Annotated in this window: 14 protein-coding genes and 1 pseudogene; 5 read left to right on the top strand and 10 right to left on the bottom strand. The window is 60.1% G+C overall.

Annotated elements, in window-relative coordinates; genetic code table 11:
* Positions 1–108: 108 nt before the first annotated feature.
* Positions 109–2,106, bottom strand: a complete 1,998-nt coding sequence (locus ASC74_RS28045) for an alpha-1,4-glucan--maltose-1-phosphate maltosyltransferase (protein WP_056745905.1) — start codon at positions 2,104–2,106, stop codon at positions 109–111.
* 229 nt (positions 2,107–2,335) lie between these two features.
* Between ASC74_RS28045 and ASC74_RS31900 the strand changes: the two genes are divergently transcribed.
* From ASC74_RS31900 to ASC74_RS28030, 4 genes and pseudogenes are all read left to right on the top strand, one after another.
* Entirely contained in the window at positions 2,336–2,506 is a 171-nt protein-coding gene (locus ASC74_RS31900; protein ID WP_177338888.1) for a hypothetical protein, read from the top strand.
* Between the two features lie 202 nt (positions 2,507–2,708).
* A complete protein-coding gene (locus tag ASC74_RS28040; protein ID WP_056745903.1) occupies positions 2,709–2,942 on the top strand; it encodes a DUF3203 family protein in 234 nt (77 codons plus the stop codon).
* 195 nt (positions 2,943–3,137) lie between these two features.
* The gene (gene ccoG, locus ASC74_RS28035) at positions 3,138–4,583 is read left to right on the top strand and encodes a cytochrome c oxidase accessory protein CcoG (protein WP_056745901.1); all 1,446 of its coding nucleotides are present in this window, start codon (positions 3,138–3,140) and stop codon (positions 4,581–4,583) included.
* A gap of 132 nt (positions 4,584–4,715) precedes the next feature.
* A pseudogene (locus tag ASC74_RS28030) lies at positions 4,716–6,122 on the top strand (aminotransferase-like domain-containing protein); the annotation flags it as partial.
* 93 nt (positions 6,123–6,215) lie between these two features.
* Here ASC74_RS28030 and ASC74_RS31470 read toward each other — a convergent pair.
* From ASC74_RS31470 to tpx, 7 genes are all read right to left on the bottom strand, one after another.
* Positions 6,216–6,962 carry an SDR family oxidoreductase gene (locus tag ASC74_RS31470; protein ID WP_082555907.1) on the bottom strand — a complete coding sequence of 249 codons (747 nt, stop codon included), beginning with the start codon at positions 6,960–6,962 and terminating at the stop codon, positions 6,216–6,218.
* A gap of 93 nt (positions 6,963–7,055) precedes the next feature.
* Positions 7,056–9,137, bottom strand: a complete 2,082-nt coding sequence (locus ASC74_RS28025) for a putative bifunctional diguanylate cyclase/phosphodiesterase (protein ID WP_056745899.1) — start codon at positions 9,135–9,137, stop codon at positions 7,056–7,058.
* 277 nt (positions 9,138–9,414) lie between these two features.
* On the bottom strand, positions 9,415–10,896 hold the full coding sequence (locus ASC74_RS28020; protein ID WP_056745897.1) for an efflux transporter outer membrane subunit: 1,482 nt from the start codon (positions 10,894–10,896) through the stop codon (positions 9,415–9,417).
* Positions 10,893–14,000 (bottom strand): efflux RND transporter permease subunit, encoded by a 3,108-nt coding sequence (locus tag ASC74_RS28015; protein ID WP_056745895.1) that lies wholly within the window; start codon positions 13,998–14,000, stop codon positions 10,893–10,895. Before ASC74_RS28015 ends, ASC74_RS28020 begins: the two co-directional genes overlap by 4 nt.
* Complete coding sequence (locus tag ASC74_RS28010) at positions 13,997–17,101, bottom strand: MdtB/MuxB family multidrug efflux RND transporter permease subunit (protein ID WP_056745894.1); 3,105 nt, start codon at positions 17,099–17,101, stop codon at positions 13,997–13,999. The genes ASC74_RS28015 and ASC74_RS28010 overlap by 4 nt, the downstream gene beginning before the upstream one ends.
* Positions 17,098–18,414 carry an MdtA/MuxA family multidrug efflux RND transporter periplasmic adaptor subunit gene (locus ASC74_RS28005; protein ID WP_056745892.1) on the bottom strand — a complete coding sequence of 439 codons (1,317 nt, stop codon included), beginning with the start codon at positions 18,412–18,414 and terminating at the stop codon, positions 17,098–17,100. Before ASC74_RS28005 ends, ASC74_RS28010 begins: the two co-directional genes overlap by 4 nt.
* Positions 18,415–18,592: 178 nt before the next feature.
* Entirely contained in the window at positions 18,593–19,093 is a 501-nt protein-coding gene (tpx, locus tag ASC74_RS28000) for a thiol peroxidase (protein ID WP_008150862.1), read from the bottom strand.
* 307 nt (positions 19,094–19,400) lie between these two features.
* On the opposite strand from tpx, the gene ASC74_RS27995 reads away from it, so the two are divergent.
* Complete coding sequence (locus ASC74_RS27995; protein WP_056745890.1) at positions 19,401–19,826, top strand: YciI family protein; 426 nt, start codon at positions 19,401–19,403, stop codon at positions 19,824–19,826.
* Between the two features lie 52 nt (positions 19,827–19,878).
* On the opposite strand, the gene ASC74_RS27990 is transcribed toward ASC74_RS27995, so the two are convergent.
* Positions 19,879–20,322 (bottom strand): SRPBCC family protein, encoded by a 444-nt coding sequence (locus ASC74_RS27990; RefSeq protein WP_056745888.1) that lies wholly within the window; start codon positions 20,320–20,322, stop codon positions 19,879–19,881.
* A gap of 56 nt (positions 20,323–20,378) precedes the next feature.
* Positions 20,379–21,902 carry a bacteriocin immunity protein gene (locus tag ASC74_RS27985; protein WP_056745886.1) on the bottom strand — a complete coding sequence of 508 codons (1,524 nt, stop codon included), beginning with the start codon at positions 21,900–21,902 and terminating at the stop codon, positions 20,379–20,381.
* Between the last annotated feature and the right edge of the window lie 7 nt (positions 21,903–21,909).

The raw sequence follows: 21,909 nt of genomic DNA, 5'->3' as shown, positions 1-21,909 counted from the left end.
TCAGCTATTTCCAAGGCGCCAAAAGCTAAAGATCAAAAGATCGCAGCCTTCGGCAGCTCCTACGGGGTTATTCGTCCGTCGTCGAAGAGGTGTCGCCTTCGTCGGCGTTCAAGACGTAGAAATCCGCCAGATCCCGAACGGTTGATGCGCCGGGTCGATTCGCATGAACTGGTACTTGCCGTGCCAGGTCCAGCGATGACCGCTCATCAAGTCTTCACCCTGGGTGCTGGCGTCGTCGGAGAGGCCCATTTCCCACAGCGGCAATTCGAAATTCGCTTCCTGGACGTTATGCGGATCAAGGCTCACCGCCACCAGAACGAAATTGCTGCCGTCCGCGCTGCGTTTGCCGAAATACAGAATGTTGTCGTTCCAGGCGTTGTAGACCTTCAAGCCCAGATGCGTCTGCAGCGCCGGGTTCTGCCGGCGGATGCGGTTGAGCTGGGCGATCTCGGCAATGATGTTGCCCGACGCGTTGAAGTCCCGTGGGCGGATTTCGTACTTCTCGGAATTGAGGTATTCCTCCTTGCCCGGCACCGGAGCCGCTTCGCACAGTTCGAAGCCTGAATACATGCCCCACAGACCAGAGCCCATGGTTGCCAGCGCCGCGCGGATCAGAAAACCAGCGCGCCCCGACTCATGCAAAAACGCCGGGTTGATGTCGGGCGTGTTAACGAAGAAGTTCGGCCGGAAACATTCGCGCCACGGTGATTCATTGAGTTCGGTGAAGTAGGTGGCCAGCTCGGACTTGTTGTTGCGCCAGGTGAAATAGGTGTAGCTCTGGGAGTAACCGACCTTGCCCAACCGCGCCATCATTGCCGGGGTGGTGAAGGCTTCGGCCAGGAAGATCACCTCGGGGTACAGCGCCCGCACATCGGCGATCAGCCACTGCCAGAACGGCAGCGGTTTGGTGTGAGGGTTGTCGACGCGAAACAGCTTCACGCCCTCCTCGACCCAACCCACCACGATGTCGCGCAACTCGACCCACAGACTCGGAATCGCATCGGTGGCATAGAAATCGACGTTGACGATGTCCTGGTATTTCTTCGGCGGGTTCTCGGCGTATTTGATCGTGCCGTCGGGACGCCAGTTGAACCAGCCCGGATGCTGCTGCAGCCACGGGTGATCCTGGGAACACTGAATCGCGAAATCGAGGGCAATCTCCAGTCCATGGTCCGCGGCCGCCGCGACAAGACGTCGGAAGTCTTCGCGGCTGCCCAGCTCCGAATGAATGGCTTCATGCCCGCCCTCTTCGCTGCCGATGGCATACGGACTGCCCGGATCGTCCGGCCCGGCGGTCAAGGAGTTGTTCGGGCCCTTGCGATAGCTGCGGCCGATCGGGTGGATCGGCGGGAAGTACAGCACATCGAAGCCCATGTCCTGGATCATCGGCAGCCGCGAATGCACATCGTTGAAGGTGCCATGACGGGCCGGATCGTCAGTGATCGAACGCGGAAACAATTCATACCAACTGGCGAACTGCGCCAGCTCCCGTTCGACGTCGAGCGGGTACTCAGGGCTGATGCTCAAATAGGCACGATGATCGGCCAGCGCCATCAACTCGGCGCTACGCTGGTGCAGAAACAGCTCGACCTGCTCGATTTCGAGCAGGCCTGACAATTCATGGTGCAGCGCCGCCAGTTGCTCGCTCAGCTGTCCTTCCGTGCGTTCGGCGGCTTGCTGGACTTGAGTCCGCCCTTCCTGCAGCTCCAGGCTGATCGGCACTCTGGCGGCGTGTTTTTTCTCCAGGTCATAACAGAAGCTGGCGAACTGATCGATCCAGGCTTCGATGCAAAACACATAACGGCCCTGGCGCGCGACCCGGAACTGGCCCTGCCAACCGTTATTGCCCAGGTCGGCCATGTCTTCGCTTTGCCAGGTCTCCTCACCCTCGGCGTGCCAGCGTATGCGCACGGCCAACTTGTCGTGACCGTCGGCAAACACTTTGCTGGTCACCACCACGTCCTGACCCACCACGGCTTTGACGGCGAACTGCCCGCCATCAAGGGTCGGCATGGTGTTTTCGATGGCGATGCGCGGTAGCAGTAAAGCCTGCGACAGCGGCATATGAGGGTTGTAGTTCAGCTCTGTGGGTTTTTCAGCAGTCATCGAGCATCTCTCCTTTACGCCCCATGGACGCTCATGTGTCTGTGGCTTGTAACAGGATAGCCATCCCGCAGGACCGTCCGCCCCGGAATGGACTCACTTAGGTTCCGAGCCACAGGCAACGGTAAAGTTCACGAGGATTTGCCTGGGCCTTCGGCGGAATCAATTCCTTTACACGGTGGTCAACACACTTAAGCACGACTTACGCCATGTGCCACTGGAGGCTGAATTTATGAGCATTCCGATCCCTGCCGAAACGCCTGATCCAAACATCGACAGCCCGACTATTCCGCCAACCGAGCCTGAACCTGTGCCTGAGCAAGACCCGCCCGGTACCACACCGCCTCCGCGGGAAGACCCGCCGAGCACCATGCCACCGGTGATCGTTACACCGGAGCATTGATCGTTCCCACGCTCCGCGTGGGAATGCAGCCCGGGACGCTCCACGTCCCTGCCGAAGCGGACGCGGAGCGTCCATTGAGGCATTCCCACGCAGAGCGTGGGAACGATCAGCGTAGGAGCGTCGACCATTAATCGGTTGCACAGAACGATGATCCTCGGCTGCGCCCTAACACTTTAGAACCCGCAGAAAAAAGGACACCTCCATGACTGTGCGCATCGAAAGCCAGACCTGCTTCTTCATTACCGAGAACGGCGAAGAAATTCGTTTGTGTCCCGACGTCACCATCATTACCGACTCGGAAAAAGCCATGTCGGCGGTGGAGCTCAATGGCCAGCGCTTCTACATTACCGAAGCAGAAGCCGACGCATTGACCGTAGCAGGCGCAGTCGACGGGCGTAAGCATTTGAAGGCCACCGACAGTGATTCGGTGATTTGACTGACCCGGATCAAGAACACCCGCAGACGCTTGATATAGGTGTCTGCGTCCCACTGCAGCGGGTGCATCAACTTGTCGCAGGCAGCGGATCAACGCCCATCTGATCCGCTTTTTATTGCAATAGGTGAGTCTGTTATGCAAACAGATCGCCGCTCATAGTGCTCAGGCCTGATGGAGGCTGATGAGCGAAAGACCATGAGCGATAGAATCCCCGTCCGAACCGTAGAAACCGCCCCTTTAATACAGAACCCTTCAGTGCAGAGCTATGAGCCTTCGCGTCCAAAGATGAAGGCCAAGTCCAGCGACAACCTGATCCACACCCGCAGCTTCACCGGGTTATTCCGCACCCTGCGCATGAGCGGCGCGGGGTTTCTGTTTTTGCTGTTCTTCGGCACGGTGTGGTTGAACTGGGGCGGCCGCCAGGCGGTGCTCTGGGACCTTTCCGAAAGCAAATTCCACATCTTCGGCGCAACCTTCTGGCCGCAGGATTTCATCCTGCTGTCGGCGCTGCTGATCATTGCCGCGTTCGGCCTGTTTGCGATTACCGTGTTCGCCGGGCGGGTCTGGTGCGGTTACACCTGTCCACAGAGCTCCTGGACCTGGATCTTCATGTGGTGCGAGAAACTCACCGAAGGCGAACGCAACCAGCGGATCAAGCTGCAAGCCGCGCCCTGGGGCCTGAACAAACTGATCCGCCGCTCGGCCAAGCACACCTTGTGGCTGGCCATCAGCCTGTTGACCGGCCTGACCTTTGTCGGCTATTTCACCCCGATCCGGCCGCTGGCCGAAGAACTGCTGACTTTGCAGATGGGCGGCGTCAGTCTGTTCTGGGTGCTGTTCTTTACCGGCGCGACTTACATCAACGCCGGTTGGCTGCGTGAAGCGGTGTGCATGCACATGTGTCCGTATGCGCGGTTCCAGAGCGTGATGTTCGACAAAGACACCCTGACCATCTCCTACGACGTGGCCCGTGGCGAAAACCGTGGCCCGCGCAAACGTGACGTGGCACCGGCTGAAGTCGGCCTCGGTGATTGCATCGACTGCCAGGTGTGCGTGCAGGTCTGCCCGACCGGCATCGACATCCGCGACGGCTTGCAGATGGAATGCATCGGCTGCGCCGCGTGTATCGACGCCTGTGATTCAATCATGGACAAAATGGGCTACGCCCGCGGGCTGATCAGCTACACCTCGGAGCATCAGTTGCAGGGCGGCAAGACTCATTTGTTGCGGCCGCGATTGATCGGCTACACCGTGGTCCTGCTGGTGATGATCGGTGCGCTTGCCCTGGCGCTGGTGGAGCGGCCGATGGTCTCGCTGGACGTGAGTAAGGACCGTGGCCTGTTCCGCGAGAACAGTCAGGGGCAGATCGAAAACATCTACAGCCTGAAAGTCATCAACAAGACCCAGCAACGTCAGGATTACCGTCTGACCCTGGTCGATGGCGACGGCTTCCTGCTGCAAGGCAAGACCGAACTGAGCCTGGCACCGGGCGAGATTGTGGATGTGCCGGTGTCGGTGGCGATGACCACGGAACGGCCGAGCAGCAGTTCGCAGACGATCAGCTTCAAGATTGTCGACAGTGATGAGCCGCAGATTTACAGCGTGGCGAAGAGCCGGTTTGTTGCGCCGATGAATCGTTGATCCCTTAGACTGCGGTGCTGCCATTCGCGAGCAGGCTCGCTCCCACAAGAACCCTGCAATACCTGTGGGAGCGAGCCTGCTCGCGAAGAAGTCACCGCCGATTTTCCAGAACGACACCAAACCGGGCACTCGATGAAACGCTACGAAAAATTCGCCGACGACATCGCTGAACTGATCCGCTCCGGTGTCCTCGGCCCCGGCCAGCGCGTGCCGTCAGTACGCTACGCCAGTCAGACCTACGGGGTCAGCCCGTCCACCGTGTTCCAGGCCTACTACCTGCTCGAACGCCGCGGCCTGATCCGCGCTCGCCCGCGTTCCGGCTACTTCGTCAACGCACACGCGCCGAGCCCGTTCTCGGAGCCGGTGATCAGCAGTCAGGTCAACGAGTCCACCGAAGTCGACGTCAGCGAACTGGTGTTCTCGGTACTCGACTCGATCAAGGACCCGAACACCGTGCCCTTCGGCTCGGCATTCCCCAGCCCGACCCTGTTCCCGCTGCAGCGCCTGTCTCGCTCGCTGGCCAGCGCCGCCCGCGAGATGGACCCGCGCATGGTCGTCACCGACATGTCGCCGGGCAACCCGCAACTGCGTCGACAAATCGCCCTGCGCTACATGGTCGGCGGGCTGATGCTGCCCATGGAAGAACTGCTGATCACCAACGGCGCGCTGGAAGCGCTGAACCTGTGCCTGCAAGCGGTCACCGAGCCCGGCGATCTGGTGGCCATCGAAGCCCCGGCGTTCTACGCGTGCCTGCAAATCCTGGAGCGGCTGAAGCTCAAAGCCGTGGAAATCCCTGTGCATCCGCGCGATGGCATCGACCTTGGCGTACTCGCGCAAACCCTGGCACGGCACCCGATCAAGGCTGTCTGGTGCATGACCAGTTTCCAGAACCCGATGGGCGCGACGATGCCCGAGGCGAAGAAACAGGAACTGGTTGAGCTATTGCGCAGCCATCAAGTGCCGCTGATCGAGGACGACGTCTACGCCGAGCTGTATTACGGCCAACAGGCGCCGAAACCGGCCAAGTCCTTTGATACCGAAGGGCTGGTGATGCACTGCGGTTCGTTCGCCAAAAGCCTGGCCCCCGGCTACCGCATCGGTTGGGTCGCCGCCGGGCGCTATGCGCAGAAGATCGAACGGCTGAAACTCATGACGTCGCTGTGCGCGTCGATGCCGGCCCAGGCGGCCATTGCCGATTACTTGCAACACGGCGGCTATGACCGGCACTTGCGAAAACTGCGCTACGCCCTGGAGGAACAGCAAAGCGCCATGCTCGCCGCGATCGCGCGCTACTTCCCGGCGCAAACTCGCGTCAGCCAACCGGCCGGCGGTTACTTCCTGTGGCTGGAATTGCCACCGCAGATGGATTCGCTGAAGTTGTTTCAGATGGCGTTGGCGCAAGGGATCAGCATTGCGCCCGGGCCGATCTTTTCACCGACCCAGCGCTTCAGGAATTGCATTCGGCTGAATTACGGCAGCCCCTGGGATGAGACTGCCGAGAAGGCGATGGAGACGCTGGGCCGGATTGTGCGGTCGTTGCGAGCAAGCCCGCTCCCACATTGGAATGCGTTCAACTGTGGGAGCGGGCTTGCTCGCGAAGAGGCCGGATCAGACAACAAAGAATCTATACGGTTAACGCCCGCCGCCCAGATCAACGAATGTCCCGGTCGCATAGGAAGCCTTGTCCGACAACAACCACACAATCGCCTCAGCCACTTCTTCCGGACGCCCGCCCCGAGCCATCGGAATCGCCGACTCCAACTTGCTGACCCGATCCGGGTCGCCGCTCAATGCGTGGAAATCGGTGTAGATGTAACCAGGGCGCACCGCGTTGACGCGGATGCCTTCGCCGGCCACTTCCTTGGACAGGCCGATGGTGAACGTATCCAGCGCACCTTTGGAGGCGGCGTAGTCGACGTACTCGCCGGGCGCGCCCAGGCGTGAGGCCACCGAAGACACGTTAACGATGCTGCCACCCTGCCCGCCATGCTTGGGCGACATGCGCAGGATCGCGTGTTTGGCGCAGAGGATCGGCGCTAGGACGTTGGTTCTGAGGATTTTGAGAATACGGAATTCCGACATTTCATCGATCCGCGACTTATGCCCGACGGTGCCGGCATTGTTCACCAGTGCCGTGACCCGGCCCAACTCAGTGTCCACGCGGTGGAACATCGCGATCACTTCGTCTTCGATGCTGACATCAGCGCGCACTGCGATGGCAGTGGCGCCGAGGGCGCGGACTTGTTCCAGCACAGTTTGCGCAGCGGATTCATCGGCCAGGTAGTTGATGCAGATCCGATAGCCTTGTTCGGCGGCCAACAGGGCTGTGGCGGCGCCGATACCGCGGCTACCGCCGGTGATGACGATGACTTTGTCCATGCGAAATTTCCCCCATTCCAAGCGTTAGCAGTCGGGGCCAAGAATAACCGTCATTGCTGGCTTTTGCATGGGCTCACATCAATCACATTGTTCTCAACTCACCGCCAATTGCTCTGCACGCAGAATATCCACCATGAAGCGTTCGGCCGGCAGCGGGTGCCCGAGCAGATAGCCCTGCAGCGAATCACAACCGAGTTGCGTCAGAAAGTCTTGCTGCGAGTCGGTCTCCACCCCTTCGGCGACGATCCGCAACCCCAGCGCCTGGCCGAGGGCAACGATGGCGGAGACGATGGCGGCGTCATCACTGTCACGCTCCAGGTCGCGGACAAAACCCCGGTCGATCTTCAGTTCGTTGGCCGGCAGGCGCTTGAGGTACATCAAACTCGAGTAGCCGGTGCCAAAGTCGTCGATCGACAGGTCGACACCCATTGTCGACAGCTCCTGAAGCACCGTCATGCTCGCATCGGCATCGCTCATGGCAGTGGTTTCAGTGATCTCGAGGGTCAGGCTGTTGGCCGGCAAGTGGTGAGTGGCCAAGGCTTTGGCGACGCTCTGGACCAGACCCGCGTGGCAGAACTGCAAGGCAGAAAGGTTCACCGCGATACGCCAGTCGGTGTACCCGAGCACGTACCACTCGCGCATCTGACGGCAGGCTTCGTTGAGCACCCACTCGCCAATCGGAATGATCAGCCCGGTCTTTTCCGCCAGCTCGATGAACTTGTCCGGCAACAGCATGCCCTGGGTCGGATGCTCCCAGCGCAACAACGCCTCCGCACCGACCGGTCGGCCATTGTTGGCATCGAACTTGGGTTGGTAATAGAGACTGAATTGCTGCTGATCAATGGCGATACGCAAGTCCTGCAATAACTGCAGCTGTTTGCGCGCGTTGTTGTTCATCGAGGCATCGAAGAAGCTGTAGCCGTTTTTCCCGGCGCCCTTGGCGTGATACATCGCCGCGTCAGCGTTCATCAGCAATTCCTCGGCGGTTTCACCGTTGCCCGGGTATATAGCGATGCCGACGCTGGCGGAAATCTGCAAGTCATGTTCGCCGACCCGGAACGAACGCCCGATCAGCCCGACCTGACGGGCCGCCAGGTTCAATGCGTCATTCTGCTCGCCGAGCTGCACCAGTAAAACGAACTCATCGCCGCCGATCCGTGCCAGGGTGTCCTGGCTGCGCAAATCCTCGCGCAGTCGCAAGCCGACCTCACGCAACAACAGATCGCCCATATGGTGACCGAAGGCATCGTTGACTGGTTTGAAACCGTCCAGATCGATGAACATCAACGCGAAACAACCGCCTTGCTCGCGCACCATAGACATTGCCTGATCGATGCGGTCAGCCAGCAACACGCGATTCGGCAGGCCGGTCAGGGTGTCATGCAGGGCCAGTTGGGTCAGTTCGCGGTTGGCCTCGGTCAATGAGTGGGCAAGGCCTGCGGTGCGGGCCTCAAGGCGCGCATCGAGGATCGAGGTCAACAAGGCAAGGCTCAACACTGCCAGGGTGGTGATCAGCACCAGATTGTCCAGGCCCTTGCCGTTCAGGCCGCTGACGGCCGCGCCACAGAAGCTGCCATCCGGGAAACGCGCCGCCGCCATGCCGGTGTAGTGCATGCCGACGATCGCGAAACCCATGATCACCGCCGCACCGCCACGGATCAGGCCGACGTAAGGTGTGTGCTGGCGCAGGCGGAAAGCGATCCATAACGCGGCGCCCGAGGCGACTACGGCGATCAGCAGCGAGGCGCCGAACAGCGTCGGATCGTAATCGATACCCGGCTGCATGCGCATGGCGGCCATGCCGGTGTAGTGCATCGCGCTAATCCCGCTGCCCATGACCAGCGCGCCGAATGCCAATTGCCAGGCTGGCAATTTTGGCTGGCTGACCAGCCACAGGGCAAAGCCGCAGGACAGGATGCCAGTCAGCAGTGACAGCAACGTGATGCCGACGTCGTAACCGAGGTCGATGGGCAATTTGAACGCGAGCATGCCGATGAAATGCATCGACCACACGCCAACCCCCATGGCAAAGGCGCCGCCCGCCGTCCATAAATGCACGGCCCGGCCCTTGGCCGTGGCGATGCGTTCGGTCAGGTCGAGCGCGGTATAGGAGGCGAGAATCGCCACAAAAAGCGAGATGATAACCAGCGTGGGGGAATAGCTACCGATAAGCATGAGACTTCTCGCGACAGCCCTCCGTGCTCGGGGGGCAAATCGGGCGATTGTACTGATTGCGCAAAAGAACGCACTGACAAAATAAGCAAATGGCCATCAAGTCGATGAAACGCTTGTTTTAAGGTTTCACATTAACTGCCGCCCACCGATGATCGTTCCCACGCTCTGCGTGGGAATGCAGCCCGGGACGCTCCGCGTCCCTTTCGAGAGTTGGAACGCGGAGCGTCCCTTGAGGCATTCCCACGCGGAGCGTGGGAACGATCGGTTGAGCTGGCGCCTACTCTTTTTCGCTCACTTGCAATGCTCCATCCCAGCCACCACCCAATGCCGCGATCAACTGCACACTGGCAATCAACCGGCTCTGCAACAGGCTCAGCACGCTGCGTTCATTGTTCAACGCTGTGGCCTGAACGACCACCACGCCCAGATAAGCGATCACACCGGCCTTGTACTGGTTCTGGGTCAGGCGCAAGGACTCTCGCGCCGCGTCCAGTGCTTCCTGGCGCACGCCCGCTTCGTCTTCCAGGACCTTGAGCTGCACCAGGTAGTTTTCCACTTCACGGAAGCCATCGAGCACGGTCTGGCGGTACTTGGCCACTGTTTCGTCGTAGGCCGCTTCGCTGCGGTCAACTTCCGCGGAACGCTGACCGCCGTCGAACAAGGTCATGGCCAATTGCGGTCCGACCGACCAGAAGCGGTTCGGCACGCTGATCCAGTTGGCATAGGTGCTGCTGCTATAGCCACCGTTCAGACTCAGGGTGAAGTCCGGGTAAAAGGCCGCCTTGGCCACGCCGATGTTGGCATTGGCGGCCATCACCGAGCGTTCAGCGGAGGCGATGTCCGGGCGACGCTCGAGCAATTGCGAAGGCAGGCTCAGCGGTATCTCGGGCAACGCAGGAATGTCTTTGGTTTCAGCCAGACTGAACTCGGCCGGCGGTAGCCCGATCAGTACGGCAATGGCATTCTCGAATTGAGCGCGCTGCCAGATCAGATCAACCATGTCAGCCTCGGTGCTTTTGAGCTGAGTCTGAGCCTGCGCCACCGCATCCTTGCCTGAGACACCGGCGCGGTACTGGTTTTCGGTCATTGTCAGCGAGCGCTGATAAGCCTCGACCGTCGCCTCCAGCAGGCGTTTTTGCTCGTCGATCACCCGCAATTGCAGATAGTTCTGCACCAGTTCCGACTGCTGGCTCAAGCGCATCGCCGCCAGATCGGCATAACTCGCCTCGGCGTTGGCGGTGTCGGCTTCCAGTCCTCGGCGCAGTTTGCCCCAAACGTCAGCTTCCCAACTGACCCCGGCCTGTGCGGTGTAAGTGTCACGAATCCCGCTGGAAGAACTGGTCAGGCTCGAACTGCTGCTGCCGGTGCCCTGGCTGGAGCGGTTTTTCCCGACGGTCAGGTCCACAGTGGGGAAAAACGCGCCACGGGCACTGCGCACCAAGGCCTGGGCCTGACGGTACTGGGCTTCGGACTGCGCGACCGTCTGGTTGGCACTGTTGAGTTTTTCGATCAGGCCATTGAGCTGCTGATCGCCATACAACTCCCACCAGGCGCCACGGGCCAGGGAATCGCTGGGATTGGCCTGACGCCAGCCGGCCGCTTCCTTGTATTGCGCCGGCGCAGCTGCTTGCGGGCGCTGGTAATCCGGGCCGATGGCGCAGGCGCTGAGCATCGCCACGCACAGCGCCAGGCTCAACAAACGCGAGCCTCGGGCCGTAACCAGCGGTGCAGCCAGAGTGATAAGCGAACGGTCAGTCATAGCGGAGTTTCCAGAGCAGCATCGGTACGCACCCCACGCCAGCGGTTGAAGCGATGGCGCAGTTTGTCGAGATAGAGGTAAACCACCGGGGTGGTGTAAAGGGTCAGCACCTGGCTGAAGATCAGCCCGCCAATGATGGTCAGGCCCAGCGGCTGACGCATTTCCGCACCTTCGGCGCGGCTCAGCAGCAACGGCAACGCGCCGAGGATCGCCGCCAGGGTGGTCATCAGAATCGGCCGCAGACGTTGCAGACAAGCGCTGCGAATCGATTCCAGCGGCGCCATGCCCTGATGCCGCTCCAGCTGCAAGGCCAGGTCGATCATCAGAATGGCGTTTTTCTTCACCACGCCGATCAGCAGGAACAGCCCCAGCAACGAGATCAGGCTGAACTCACCGCCCAGCGCATAGATCGACAGCAACGCGCCGACCCCGGCCGACGGCAAGGTCGAGAGAATGGTCAGCGGATGGATGTAGCTTTCATACAACACACCGAGCACCAGATACACCGCCACCAGCGCGCCGAGAATCATCCACGGCTGGCTCTTCTGGGTCGCGGCAAAGGCGTCGGCAGTGCCGGCCATTTTCACGATCACGTCTTCCGGCATACCCAGTTTGGCGATAGCCCGCTCGATGGCCGCCGTGCCCTGTTCCACCGTCACGCCTTCGGCCATGTCGAAGGAAATGCTCTCGGAGGCGAACTGGCCTTCGTGGCTGACGCGGTCGTCTTCCAGGCTGTTTTCGTAATGCGCGATGGTCGAGAGCGGAATCCGCGCGCCGTCGGCAGTGATCACCTGAACCTGTTTTAGGGTGATCGGGTCCTGGGCATATTTCGGATTGACCTCCATGACCACCTGATACTGGTTAAGGCTGTCGTAAATCGTCGAAATCTGCCGCTGGCTGTAGGCGTTGTTCAGCACCGCGGTGACCATGTCCATGTCGACGCCCAGGCGTTTGGCCTGATCACGATCGACAATCAGCGTCACCTGTTGGGCGCCGCGCCCTTCACGGGCATCAATCGCGGTCAGCTCCGGCAAGGCCTTGAGCGCAGTCACTACTTTCGGGTACCACTCGCGCAACTCGCCAAGATCAGCGCTTTGCAGGATGTAGGAATACTGCGACGTGGTCTGTTCACGACCGCCACCAAACTGCAGGTCCTGATCGGCCATCAGCATCAACTGTGCACCGGCGACCTTGGGCATTTCCTTGCGCAGGCGTTCAATGACCTTTTGCGCAGAAATGTTGCGTTCCTTGATCGGTTTCAGCCGCACCAGCATGAAGGCGTTATTGGTGCCGTTGGTGCCGCCGATGAAGCCGGCGACGCTTTGCACCGCGTCATCCTTGAGCACGGCGCGGCGGAAAGTTTCCATTTTCGGCTGCATCACACTGAATGACAGCCCGTCGTCGCCGCGCACGAAACCGATCAGCTGACCGGTATCCTGCTGAGGCATAAATGTTTTAGGAACAACGACATACAGCGCAATGTTAACGCCGACTGTCACTATCAAGCTAAGCAAGGTCAACCGGCGGTGACGCAGCACCCAGTCAAGGCTTGTCGCGTATTTGCCGACCATCCACTCGTTGGCGCGCTGACTCCAGCGCTGCAAACGGTTTTCCTCTCCCGGCGTATGCGGCTTGAGCCAGCGGGCGCAGAGCATCGGTGTCAGCGTCAGCGAGACCACCAGCGACACCACAATGGACGCCGCCAACGTGATGGAAAACTCGCGAAACAGGCTTTCGACAATCCCGCCCATGAACAGGATCGACAGGAACACCGCCACCAGCGAGACGTTCATCGACAGCAAGGTGAAGCCGACTTCCTGCGCCCCGAGGTACGCCGCCTTCATGGGTGGCACGCCTTTGTCGATGTGCCGGGTAATGTTCTCCAGCACCACAATGGCGTCGTCCACTACCAGCCCGGTGGCCAGAATCAGCGCCATCAGCGACAGGTTGTTCAGGGAGAATCCGTAGAGGTACATCACCGCAAAGGTGCCGACCAGCGACACGGGCACCGCAAGGGTCGGAATCAACGAGGCGCGGAAGTTACCGAGGAACAGGAATACCACCAGAATCACCAGTGCCACGGCAATCAGCAGGGTCATTTCCGCTTCGTGCAAGGTCGCCTTGATCACCGGCGACCGGTCCATCGCCACGTTCAGCTTCACGCTGGCCGGCAACACCGCCTGCAACGCCGGCAGTTGAGCCTTGATTTCGTTGACCGTTTCGATGATGTTGGCGCCGGCCTGGCGGTTGATCACCAGCAGTACCGCCGCGTCGTTGTTGAAGAAGCCGCTGTTGTAGCGGTCTTCGACGCCGTCGCTGACCTTGGCCACATCCTTCAGGCGCAGGGCCGCGCCGTCCGCGTAGTGAATGATCAGCGACTCGTAATCCTTGGCTTTTTCCAGTTGATCGTTGGCCTGAACCTGCCACAGCCGCTGGCTATCTTCGACCGACCCTTTTGGCCTGCGCACGTTGGCGTTGGCGATGGTGTTGCGCACATCGTCCAGCGCCACGCCGTATTGGTTGAGCGCCTGCGGTTCGAGTTCGATGCGCACCGCCGGCAGGGAACTGCCGCCGATCTGCACTTCGCCGACACCCTGCACCTGAGACACGCTCTGGGACAGAATCGTCGAGGCCAAATCGTAGAGCTGGCCTTTTTCCAGCACGTCGGAGGTCAACGACAGCACCATGACCGGCGCCTGGGACGGGTTGACCTTCTTGTAGGTCGGCATGCTGCGCATCCCGCTCGGCAGCAGGTTGCGCGAGGCGTTGATTGCCGCTTGGACTTCTCGCGCCGCGCCGTTGATGTCGCGGTCGAGGTCGAACTGCAAAATCACCCGGGTCGAGCCCTGGCTGGAGCGGCTGCTCATGGTGTTGACCCCGGCAATGGCGCCGAAGGAGCGTTCCAGTGGCGTGGCCACCGTCGAGGCCATGACCTCAGGGCTGGCACCGGCCAGACTCGCCTGGACCACGATCACCGGAAAGTCCATCTGCGGCAGCGGCGCCACCGGCAACAGGCCGAAGCTCACGCCGCCCAGCAGCATGATCGCCAGGCTCAGCAACATCGTCGCGACCGGGCGCTTGATGAAAGGTCCGGACAGGTTCATGGCTGTTCTGCCGCTTCCACGGCTTCAGACTTGCGACCCCAGCGCCGACCGAGGCGGTCGAAGTACAGGTAGATGACCGGCGTGGTAAACAGCGTCAGCACCTGACTCACCAACAAGCCACCCACCATCACCAGACCCAACGGTTGACGCAGTTCCGCGCCGGAACCGGTCGCCAGCATCAGCGGCACCGCGCCGAACAACGCGGCCAGTGTGGTCATCAGAATCGGCCGGAAACGCAGCAGCGCCGCCTGATAGATCGCCGTTTCCGGGTCCATGCCCTGATTGCGCTCAGCGTCGAGGGCGAAGTCGATCATCATGATCGCGTTCTTTTTCACGATACCGATCAACAAAATGATGCCGATGATCGCGATCATGCCCAGATCATTCCCGCTCAACAGCAGCGCCAGCAAGGCGCCGACCGCCGCCGAGGGCAAGGTCGAGAGAATGGTGATCGGATGGATGTAGCTCTCGTACAGCACACCGAGCACGATGTACATGGTCACCACCGCCGCCAGAATCAGCAGCAAGGTACTCGACAGCGAGGCCTGGAATGCCTCGGCCGCGCCCTGGAACTGGGTCTGCACGCCAATCGGCATGCCGATGTCCTTCTGCACCTGGTCGATGATCTCCACCGCATGCCCCAGCGCCACGCCGGGTGCGAGGTTGAAGGACATCATCACTGCCGGGAACTGACCGATGTGGGTGATTGCCAGTTGCGCCTGACGCTCCTCGATGTGCGCCAGACTGGACAGGCGCACTTGCCCGCCGTCAGTGGTTTTCACGTGAATCTGATTCAGCGCATCCGGGCCGATCTTCTCGCCGGCCTGCGATTGCAGCACCACGCGGTATTGGCTGGCCTGGGTGTAGATGGTGGAAATCTGCCGCTGACCGAAGGCGTCGTACAGCGCATCGGTGATGTTCGACACTGACACACCAACCCGGGACGCCGCATCGCGGTCAATCACCAGATACACCTGCAGGCCTTTGTCCTGTAAATCGCTGGCGACGTCGGTCAGCTCTGGCCGTTGGGCCAGGGCTTCCACCAGACGACCGCTCCACAGACTCAGCAGCTCGGAATCCGGCGACGACATGCTGAACTGGTATTGAGTCCGGCTGACGCGGTCTTCGATGGTCAGGTCCTGCACCGGTTGCATGAACAGGCGAATGCCAATGAGCTTGTCGAGTTCCGGTTGCAGGCGTGCAATCACCTCGGTGGCGCTGAGGTCGCGATTGCTGTGGGATTTGAGGTTGATCAGCAGACGACCGCTGTTGAGCGTCGAATTGTCACCGTCGACGCCGATGTAGGACGACAGGCTCTCCACCGCCGGATCTGCCAGGATCACTTTGGCCAGTTCCTGTTGACGTTCACTCATGGCTGCAAAGGAAATCGACTGCGGCGCCTCGGAAATACCCTGGATCACCCCGGTGTCCTGCACCGGGAAAAAGCCCTTGGGCACCACCATGTAGAGGAACACCGTCAACGCCAGCGTGCCGATGGCCACCATCAGGGTCAGCGGCTGATGCTTGAGAACCCACTTTAACTTGCGCCCGTAAGCCGCGATCATCCAATCAATTGTGGCGCCGCTGGCCCGATAGAAACGGCCCTGTTCTTCTTCCTTCGGCTCACGCTTGAGCAACCGCGCGCACATCATCGGCGTCAGTGTCAGGGACACCACCAGGGAAATCAGGATCGCCACCGCCAGGGTGATGGCAAATTCGCGGAACAAGCGCCCTACCACGTCGGCCATGAACAGCAGCGGAATCAGCACCGCAATCAGCGACAGGGTCAGGGAAATCAGGGTGAAGCCAATCTGCTTGGCGCCCTTGAGCGCCGCCTGCAGCGGGCTATCGCCCTCTTCGATAAATCGGGAAATGTTCTCCAGCATGACGATCGCATCGTCCACCACGAAACCGGTGGCGATGGTCAGTGCCATCAGGGTCAGGTTGTTGACCGAGAAACCCGCGAGGTACATCACGCCGAAGGTACCGATCAGCGACAGTGGGACCGCGACCGACGGAATGATCGTGGCGCTGGCCCGACGCAGGAACAGGAAGGTCACCATCACGACCAGCGCAATGGCGATCAACAATTCGTGCTGCACGTCTGTGACCGAGGCGCGGATGGTCTGGGTGCGGTCGGTCAGCACGGTGACTTCGAGACCGGCCGGCAGGTTGTCGGTGATGCTCGGCAGCAGGGCTTTGATCCGGTCAACCACTTCGATGACGTTGGCGCCAGGCTGACGCTGGATATTCAGCAGCACGGCCTGATTTTCGTTGGCCCACGCCGCCAGGCGTTCGTTTTCCGCGCCATCGACGATCTCTGCCACATCCTTCAACCGCAACGGCGCGCCGTTGGCGTAGGCCAGAATCAGGTTGGCGTAGTCCTTGGGCGAGGTCAGTTGATCGTTTGCATCGAGCATCGACACCCGGGTCGGGCCGTCGAAGTTGCCCTTGGGCTGGTTGACGTTGGACGCGCCGATCAAGGTGCGTACGTCCGACAGGTTCAAGCCATTGGCGGCCAAGGCTTCAGGGTTGACCTTGATCCGCACGGCCTGGCGCTGGCCACCGGCAATGCTGACCATGCCGACGCCGCTGATCTGGGCAATTTTCTGCGCCATGCGCGTGTCGACCAAATCATTGAGTTTGGGCAGCAGCATGGTCTTGGAGGTGATGGCCAGGGTCAGCACCGGGGTGTCCGCCGGGTTGACCTTGTTGTACACCGGCGGCGCCGGCAGGTCCTTGGGCAACAAATTGGTCGCGGCGTTGATCGCCGCCTGCACCTGCTGCTCGGCGACGTCCATGTTGATGTCGAGACTGAAACGCAGGGTCAGCACTGAAGCGCCGCCGGAACTGGTCGACGCCATCTGGGTCAGGCCGGGCATCTGCCCGAATTGACGCTCAAGGGGCGCGGTCACGGCGCTGGTCATGACATCCGGACTGGCGCCGGGATACAGCGTCATGACGCGGATGGTCGGGTAATCGACCTGAGGCAATGCCGACACCGGTAACAGCCGATAGGCAATCACGCCGGCGAGGATAATGGCCAGCATGCTCAGGGTCGTGGCGACCGGGCGAAGGATGAACAGCCGCGAGATGTTCATGCGCCGCCCTTTTTCACCTTGTCGGTGGTCGTCGCGTCAGGTGCCGTGGCGGCCGATTTGCCTTGCAGGTGCCCGGTCGGGGTGGTCGGCACATCCTTGGTGTCGTTGACCACTTCCACTTCGCTGCCTTCCTTCAAGCGGTCGGTGCCTTCAAGGACCACGCGATCCCCAGGGGCGAGGCCTTCGGTAATCACGGTGTTTTCACCGTCACTGGCGCCGACTTTCAACTGACGAATCGCCACTTTCTTGTCGCCGTCCAGGGCGTAGACAAACGTGCCGTTGGTGCCGAACTGAATCGCTGCCGACGGTGCGAGCACCACGTCTTTGAGGGTGTCGGCCAGCAGGTGGACGTTGACGAACTGATTCGGGAACAGCGCCTGATCGCGGTTCTCATACCGAGCCTTGAATTTCAGGGTGCCGGTGGTGACGTCGATCTGGTTGTCCAGGCTCTGCAAGACGCCGGTGGCCTGCAACTTGGTGTCGCCACGGTCCCAGGCTTCGGCGGGCAGTTTGGCGCCGGTGCGATAACGGGCCAGCACGGTGTCCAGGCTGTTTTCCGGCAAGGTGAAGGCCACGCTGATCGGCTGGGTCTGGGTGATGATCACCAGCGCGGTGGTGTCGTTGGCTGCCACCAGGTTGCCGACATCCAGCTGACGCAAGCCCACACGCCCGGCAATCGGGGCGCGGATCTTGGTGAATTCCAGATTGAGCTTGGCGTCGTTGACCGCCGCCTGATTGGTTTTGACCGTGCCCTGATACTGGCCCACCAGCGCTTCGGCGGTGTCCAGGGTCTGCTTGGCGATACTGTCTTCGCGATACAGGCCGCGATAGCGTTCCACATCGACCTGGGCGTTTTTCAGTTGTGCCTGGTTCTGCAGCAACGTGCCTTCGGCCTGAAGCAAGGCGTTCTGGTAAGGACGCGGGTCGATTTCAGCCAGCAGATCGCCAGCCTTGACCATCTGCCCTTCCTCGAAGGAGATCTTCATCAGCTCACCGCCGACGCGGCTGCGCACATTGATGGTGTTCAGCGCCGTCACGGTGCCCAGCGCCTTGTAGTACAGCGGGAAGTCGCCCTTGACCGCTGGCGCGACACGCACCGGAACCGGCCCGGTCGCCCCGCCGAAACCGGGACGCATCCCCCCCGACCTGCCGGTGTGCCCGGCAACGGCTTTTTGCCCTGCGCCCTCTTTTTGGGCAGTGCCGGCGGGCCAGAATTTCCAGCACAGGCCAGCGATGACCAACAGGACAAGCAGGCCAAACAGCCAGCGACGGGGACTACGGGAAACGGAGGATTGCATGGAATGATCAACCATTGGGCGCGTGGGCTTCTTCTACAGGAGGCTGAACGATAAGCACTGGCGGGCATTAAGCAAAGCGGCTTTACCGGCAATTTACCTTCGGCTTACGTTACAGGAGATGTATCTAAGACACTGAAGCACAAATGAAAACGGCCTGGACAGGGCCAGGCCGTTAACAATTGTAAAACTACTTTTACTTCAGAACGGCGAGTGCTGCTTCGTAGTTCGGTTCTTCAGCGATTTCCTTGACCAGTTCGCTGTGCAGAACGTTGTCGTTTTCGTCCAGAACCACGACGGCACGGGCCGTCAGGCCTTTGAGCGGGCCGTCAGCGATGGCAACGCCGTAGTTCTCGATGAACTCGGCACCGCGCAGGGTCGACAGGTTTTGTACGTTTTCCAGGCCTTCGGCGCCGCAGAAGCGCGCTTGAGCGAACGGCAGGTCAGCGGAGATGCACAGCACGACAGTGTTGGCGACATCACTGGCCTGGGCGTTGAACTTGCGAACCGAAGTCGCGCAGGTCGGGGTATCGACGCTTGGGAAGATGTTCAGCACTTTGCGCTTGCCGGCGAAGCTCGCCAGGGTCACGTCGGACAGATTGCCGGCAACCAGGGAAAAGGCTGGCGCCTTGGAACCGGCTTGTGGCAGTTGGCCGTTGACTTGAACCGGGGAGCCTTTAAGAGTGACTTGAGCCATGAACGGAGTCCTTCTGAACGTTGTTGTAGAGAATTTTGAAGAGGCCGAAGTTAACCACGAAATGGCCCGACGACCTATGCCCAGATACAAATTGTGATGTGTCGCCCCCTAAATTGGATACAACTCTGACAATCAACACAAAATCTGTGGGAGCGAGCTTGCTCGCTCCCACAGGGGTCGGTGTACAGCGTACCGCCCTCGCCGGCCGCAACCCGGTGTTCATGACGAAAGGCAGTCAGCATTGTCGATTCAGGCGACGGCCATTCGACTAGCCTGTGAATCACTCACATCCAGCGGAGATAAGACCATGCGATTCATGATCATTGTGAAAGCCAGCCAGGATTCCGAGGCCGGTGTGATGCCCAGCGAGGAACTGATGACCGCGATGGGCAACTACAACGAGGAGCTGGTCAAAGCCGGCATCCTCATCGACTGCGATGGCCTGCAACCCAGCAGCAAAGGCGCCCGTGTGCGTTTCTCGGGTGACCAGCGCACGGTGATCGACGGCCCGTTCGCCGAAACCAAGGAGCTGATCGCCGGCTACTGGATATGGCAGGTGAAGTCTAAACAGGAAGCGATCGAGTGGGTCAAGCGCTGCCCCAACCCGATGCCGGGCACCGACGCCGAGATCGAGATTCGCCAGGTGTTCGAGGCCGAAGATTTCGGGGCCGAGTTCACACCGCAATTGCGGGAGCAGGAAGAGCGTGTGCGTGCGCAGGCGAAGAAACGCTGAGGCACTGTGGGAGCGAGCGTGCTCGCTCCCACAGGACTGCATACAGGCGCCTTTAACCGAGCAAGCGCAGCATATTGCGATGCCGAGCCTGGAAGATTCGACGCATATAGGCATTAACCATCAGCCATTCCAAAGGTGCACCGCCAATCGCCGCATAAGTCACCCGGTCGGTGTACAGCGTACCGCCCTCGCTGGCCGCAACCCGGTGTTCATGACGGAAGGCCGCCATCGGCCCTTTGAGCATTTCGTCGATGAAATGATGTTCGCCGACCTCGCGTATCACCACCGTCCAGTTCGCCGGAATGCAATTGAACATCCAGTGCCGAAAGCAGAACTGTCGGCCGGCTTCGATGCGCAGGTTACTCAAATCGATATCGCTCAGCAGCGAGACTCGCTCGGGGAAGATCTTCGGGAAGTTGAGGCCCTCCAGACAGAAGTCGAGGACAAGTTCGGGTGTTCGATTGGGAATCAGCGTGGTGAGTTCCAGTACAGGCATAGAGAGCGACATTCCTTTGTTTATCTGGTGACAGCCGGTTGTGTCCGACGTCAGGTCTAAGGCCTTGCTTCAGCAATTGTCGTATCAGGATATTCGCGCCGATCTCTGAACATGACGTACACCGGGTCCAGTCCTGCCTCGATGGGGAAGACAACGATGTAGTCGTCGAACCGGACATCTCCCACCGAAGTTTCAAGTACCGGCACCGGTGACGATCGAACGAAACCCAAACGACGCGATGGGGCCGGGGCCACGGGAGGGCTAGCGTCCAGAGTGGCCGGGGCAGACCAGTCAACAGTGATCGGTGCGGCGTCATCAGCCGTAAAACTGAAAGTATTCAGTCGCTCATTATGTTGTGCTGCTCTGACCCGAACCCAGGATGCCGGATGACTGCCTTTGGACGGTGTGATGTGAACCTGTGACAGCGTTTTGATTTCGCGTAACCCCTGGAACATCGTTCTGGGTTTGGCCGGGACCACAGCGGTGTTCATCCTGTAAGGAACGTCGACCTCAGCCCTGCTCGCCGCCAGACTTTGCCAATCCTGACCTTCGATGGGTAGAAGCTCAGCCAGGGGAACGCTGAGACCGTAAACCTGCCTATCTACGCGGCTGGAAAACTCAAAGTGCAACACCGCAGCGCGTTGGATCTCATCGGCAGGTTCGCCTGACGTGTTCTGCCAGGTAAATTCCGCAACGGCTGAGCGAATGGCTTTTTGCAAATCTATCTGTTGTGACCCCAACAATGCCGATGGCCCACCCTCCAGCAAAACATCGGGGCGTTTATCGGCAAAAGCCAATGATGTTGTGATCGCACAGGCAGCCTGAACCGGACCGGTCCCTGTCAGATTACGTGAGCGAATCAACTGTTCCTGCGCGGCTATCAACAACACTTCGGCCTCATCATGCAGAACGCGATGGTGCTGGGTAATGCTGGCCAATCGCGCAATGTACCGGTCGTGCGTTGAGTTGATCTGGTGCACGATGCTCTGCCACTGTGCTTGCTCGGACCGGGCATAGGTCAGGTTGTGGTGAGCATCGCTTTTGACGAATTCCATACGCATTTTCCAGAATTCGAATTTGCTGATTGCTATAACAGTTTCATGCTGGGCAAGTTCCAGAGTCCGGCTGTTTGTTTCCTGCTCAGGGATACCCAGATGGACACTCTGCTGACTCCGCAAGTGCTGGATACCTTGCTCGAAAAAGCCGAACGCCGTTTCGACAGCCCGTTCCGATACGGCCACGCCTGCAGCGATCCTATGTACCTCTGCCAGGTTCCGGGCGACATGGGTTAGCTGCACCAGTGGAGTCGATACGAAAACATGCTCTTCCTTAAAGGCTGCCACACCCCGCTTGCGATGCCAGTCCTTGACGAAAAGCACAACCGATCCAATGCGATTCAAATTGACTTTTTCGTCAGGATAAAACAACAAGTCCGCGCCTTTGGGATGGCCAACGATCCGGTCGAAATGATTGATCAGCCGGTCATGATCCTGCTTGGGTAAATCAACGGCCAAAATCTTGTTGAACAGCGCCTGGAATTCCGGCTTGGTGTAATCCTTGAGAGTTGCTTTAAGTTCCATCTTTGGT

The sequence above is a fragment of the Pseudomonas sp. Root329 genome (assembly GCF_001424925.1).
GTDB classification, from domain to species: domain Bacteria; phylum Pseudomonadota; class Gammaproteobacteria; order Pseudomonadales; family Pseudomonadaceae; genus Aquipseudomonas; species Aquipseudomonas arabinosi.
Note: the sequence above shows the minus strand (reverse complement) of the source record. Positions and strands in the feature narration are given on the sequence as shown.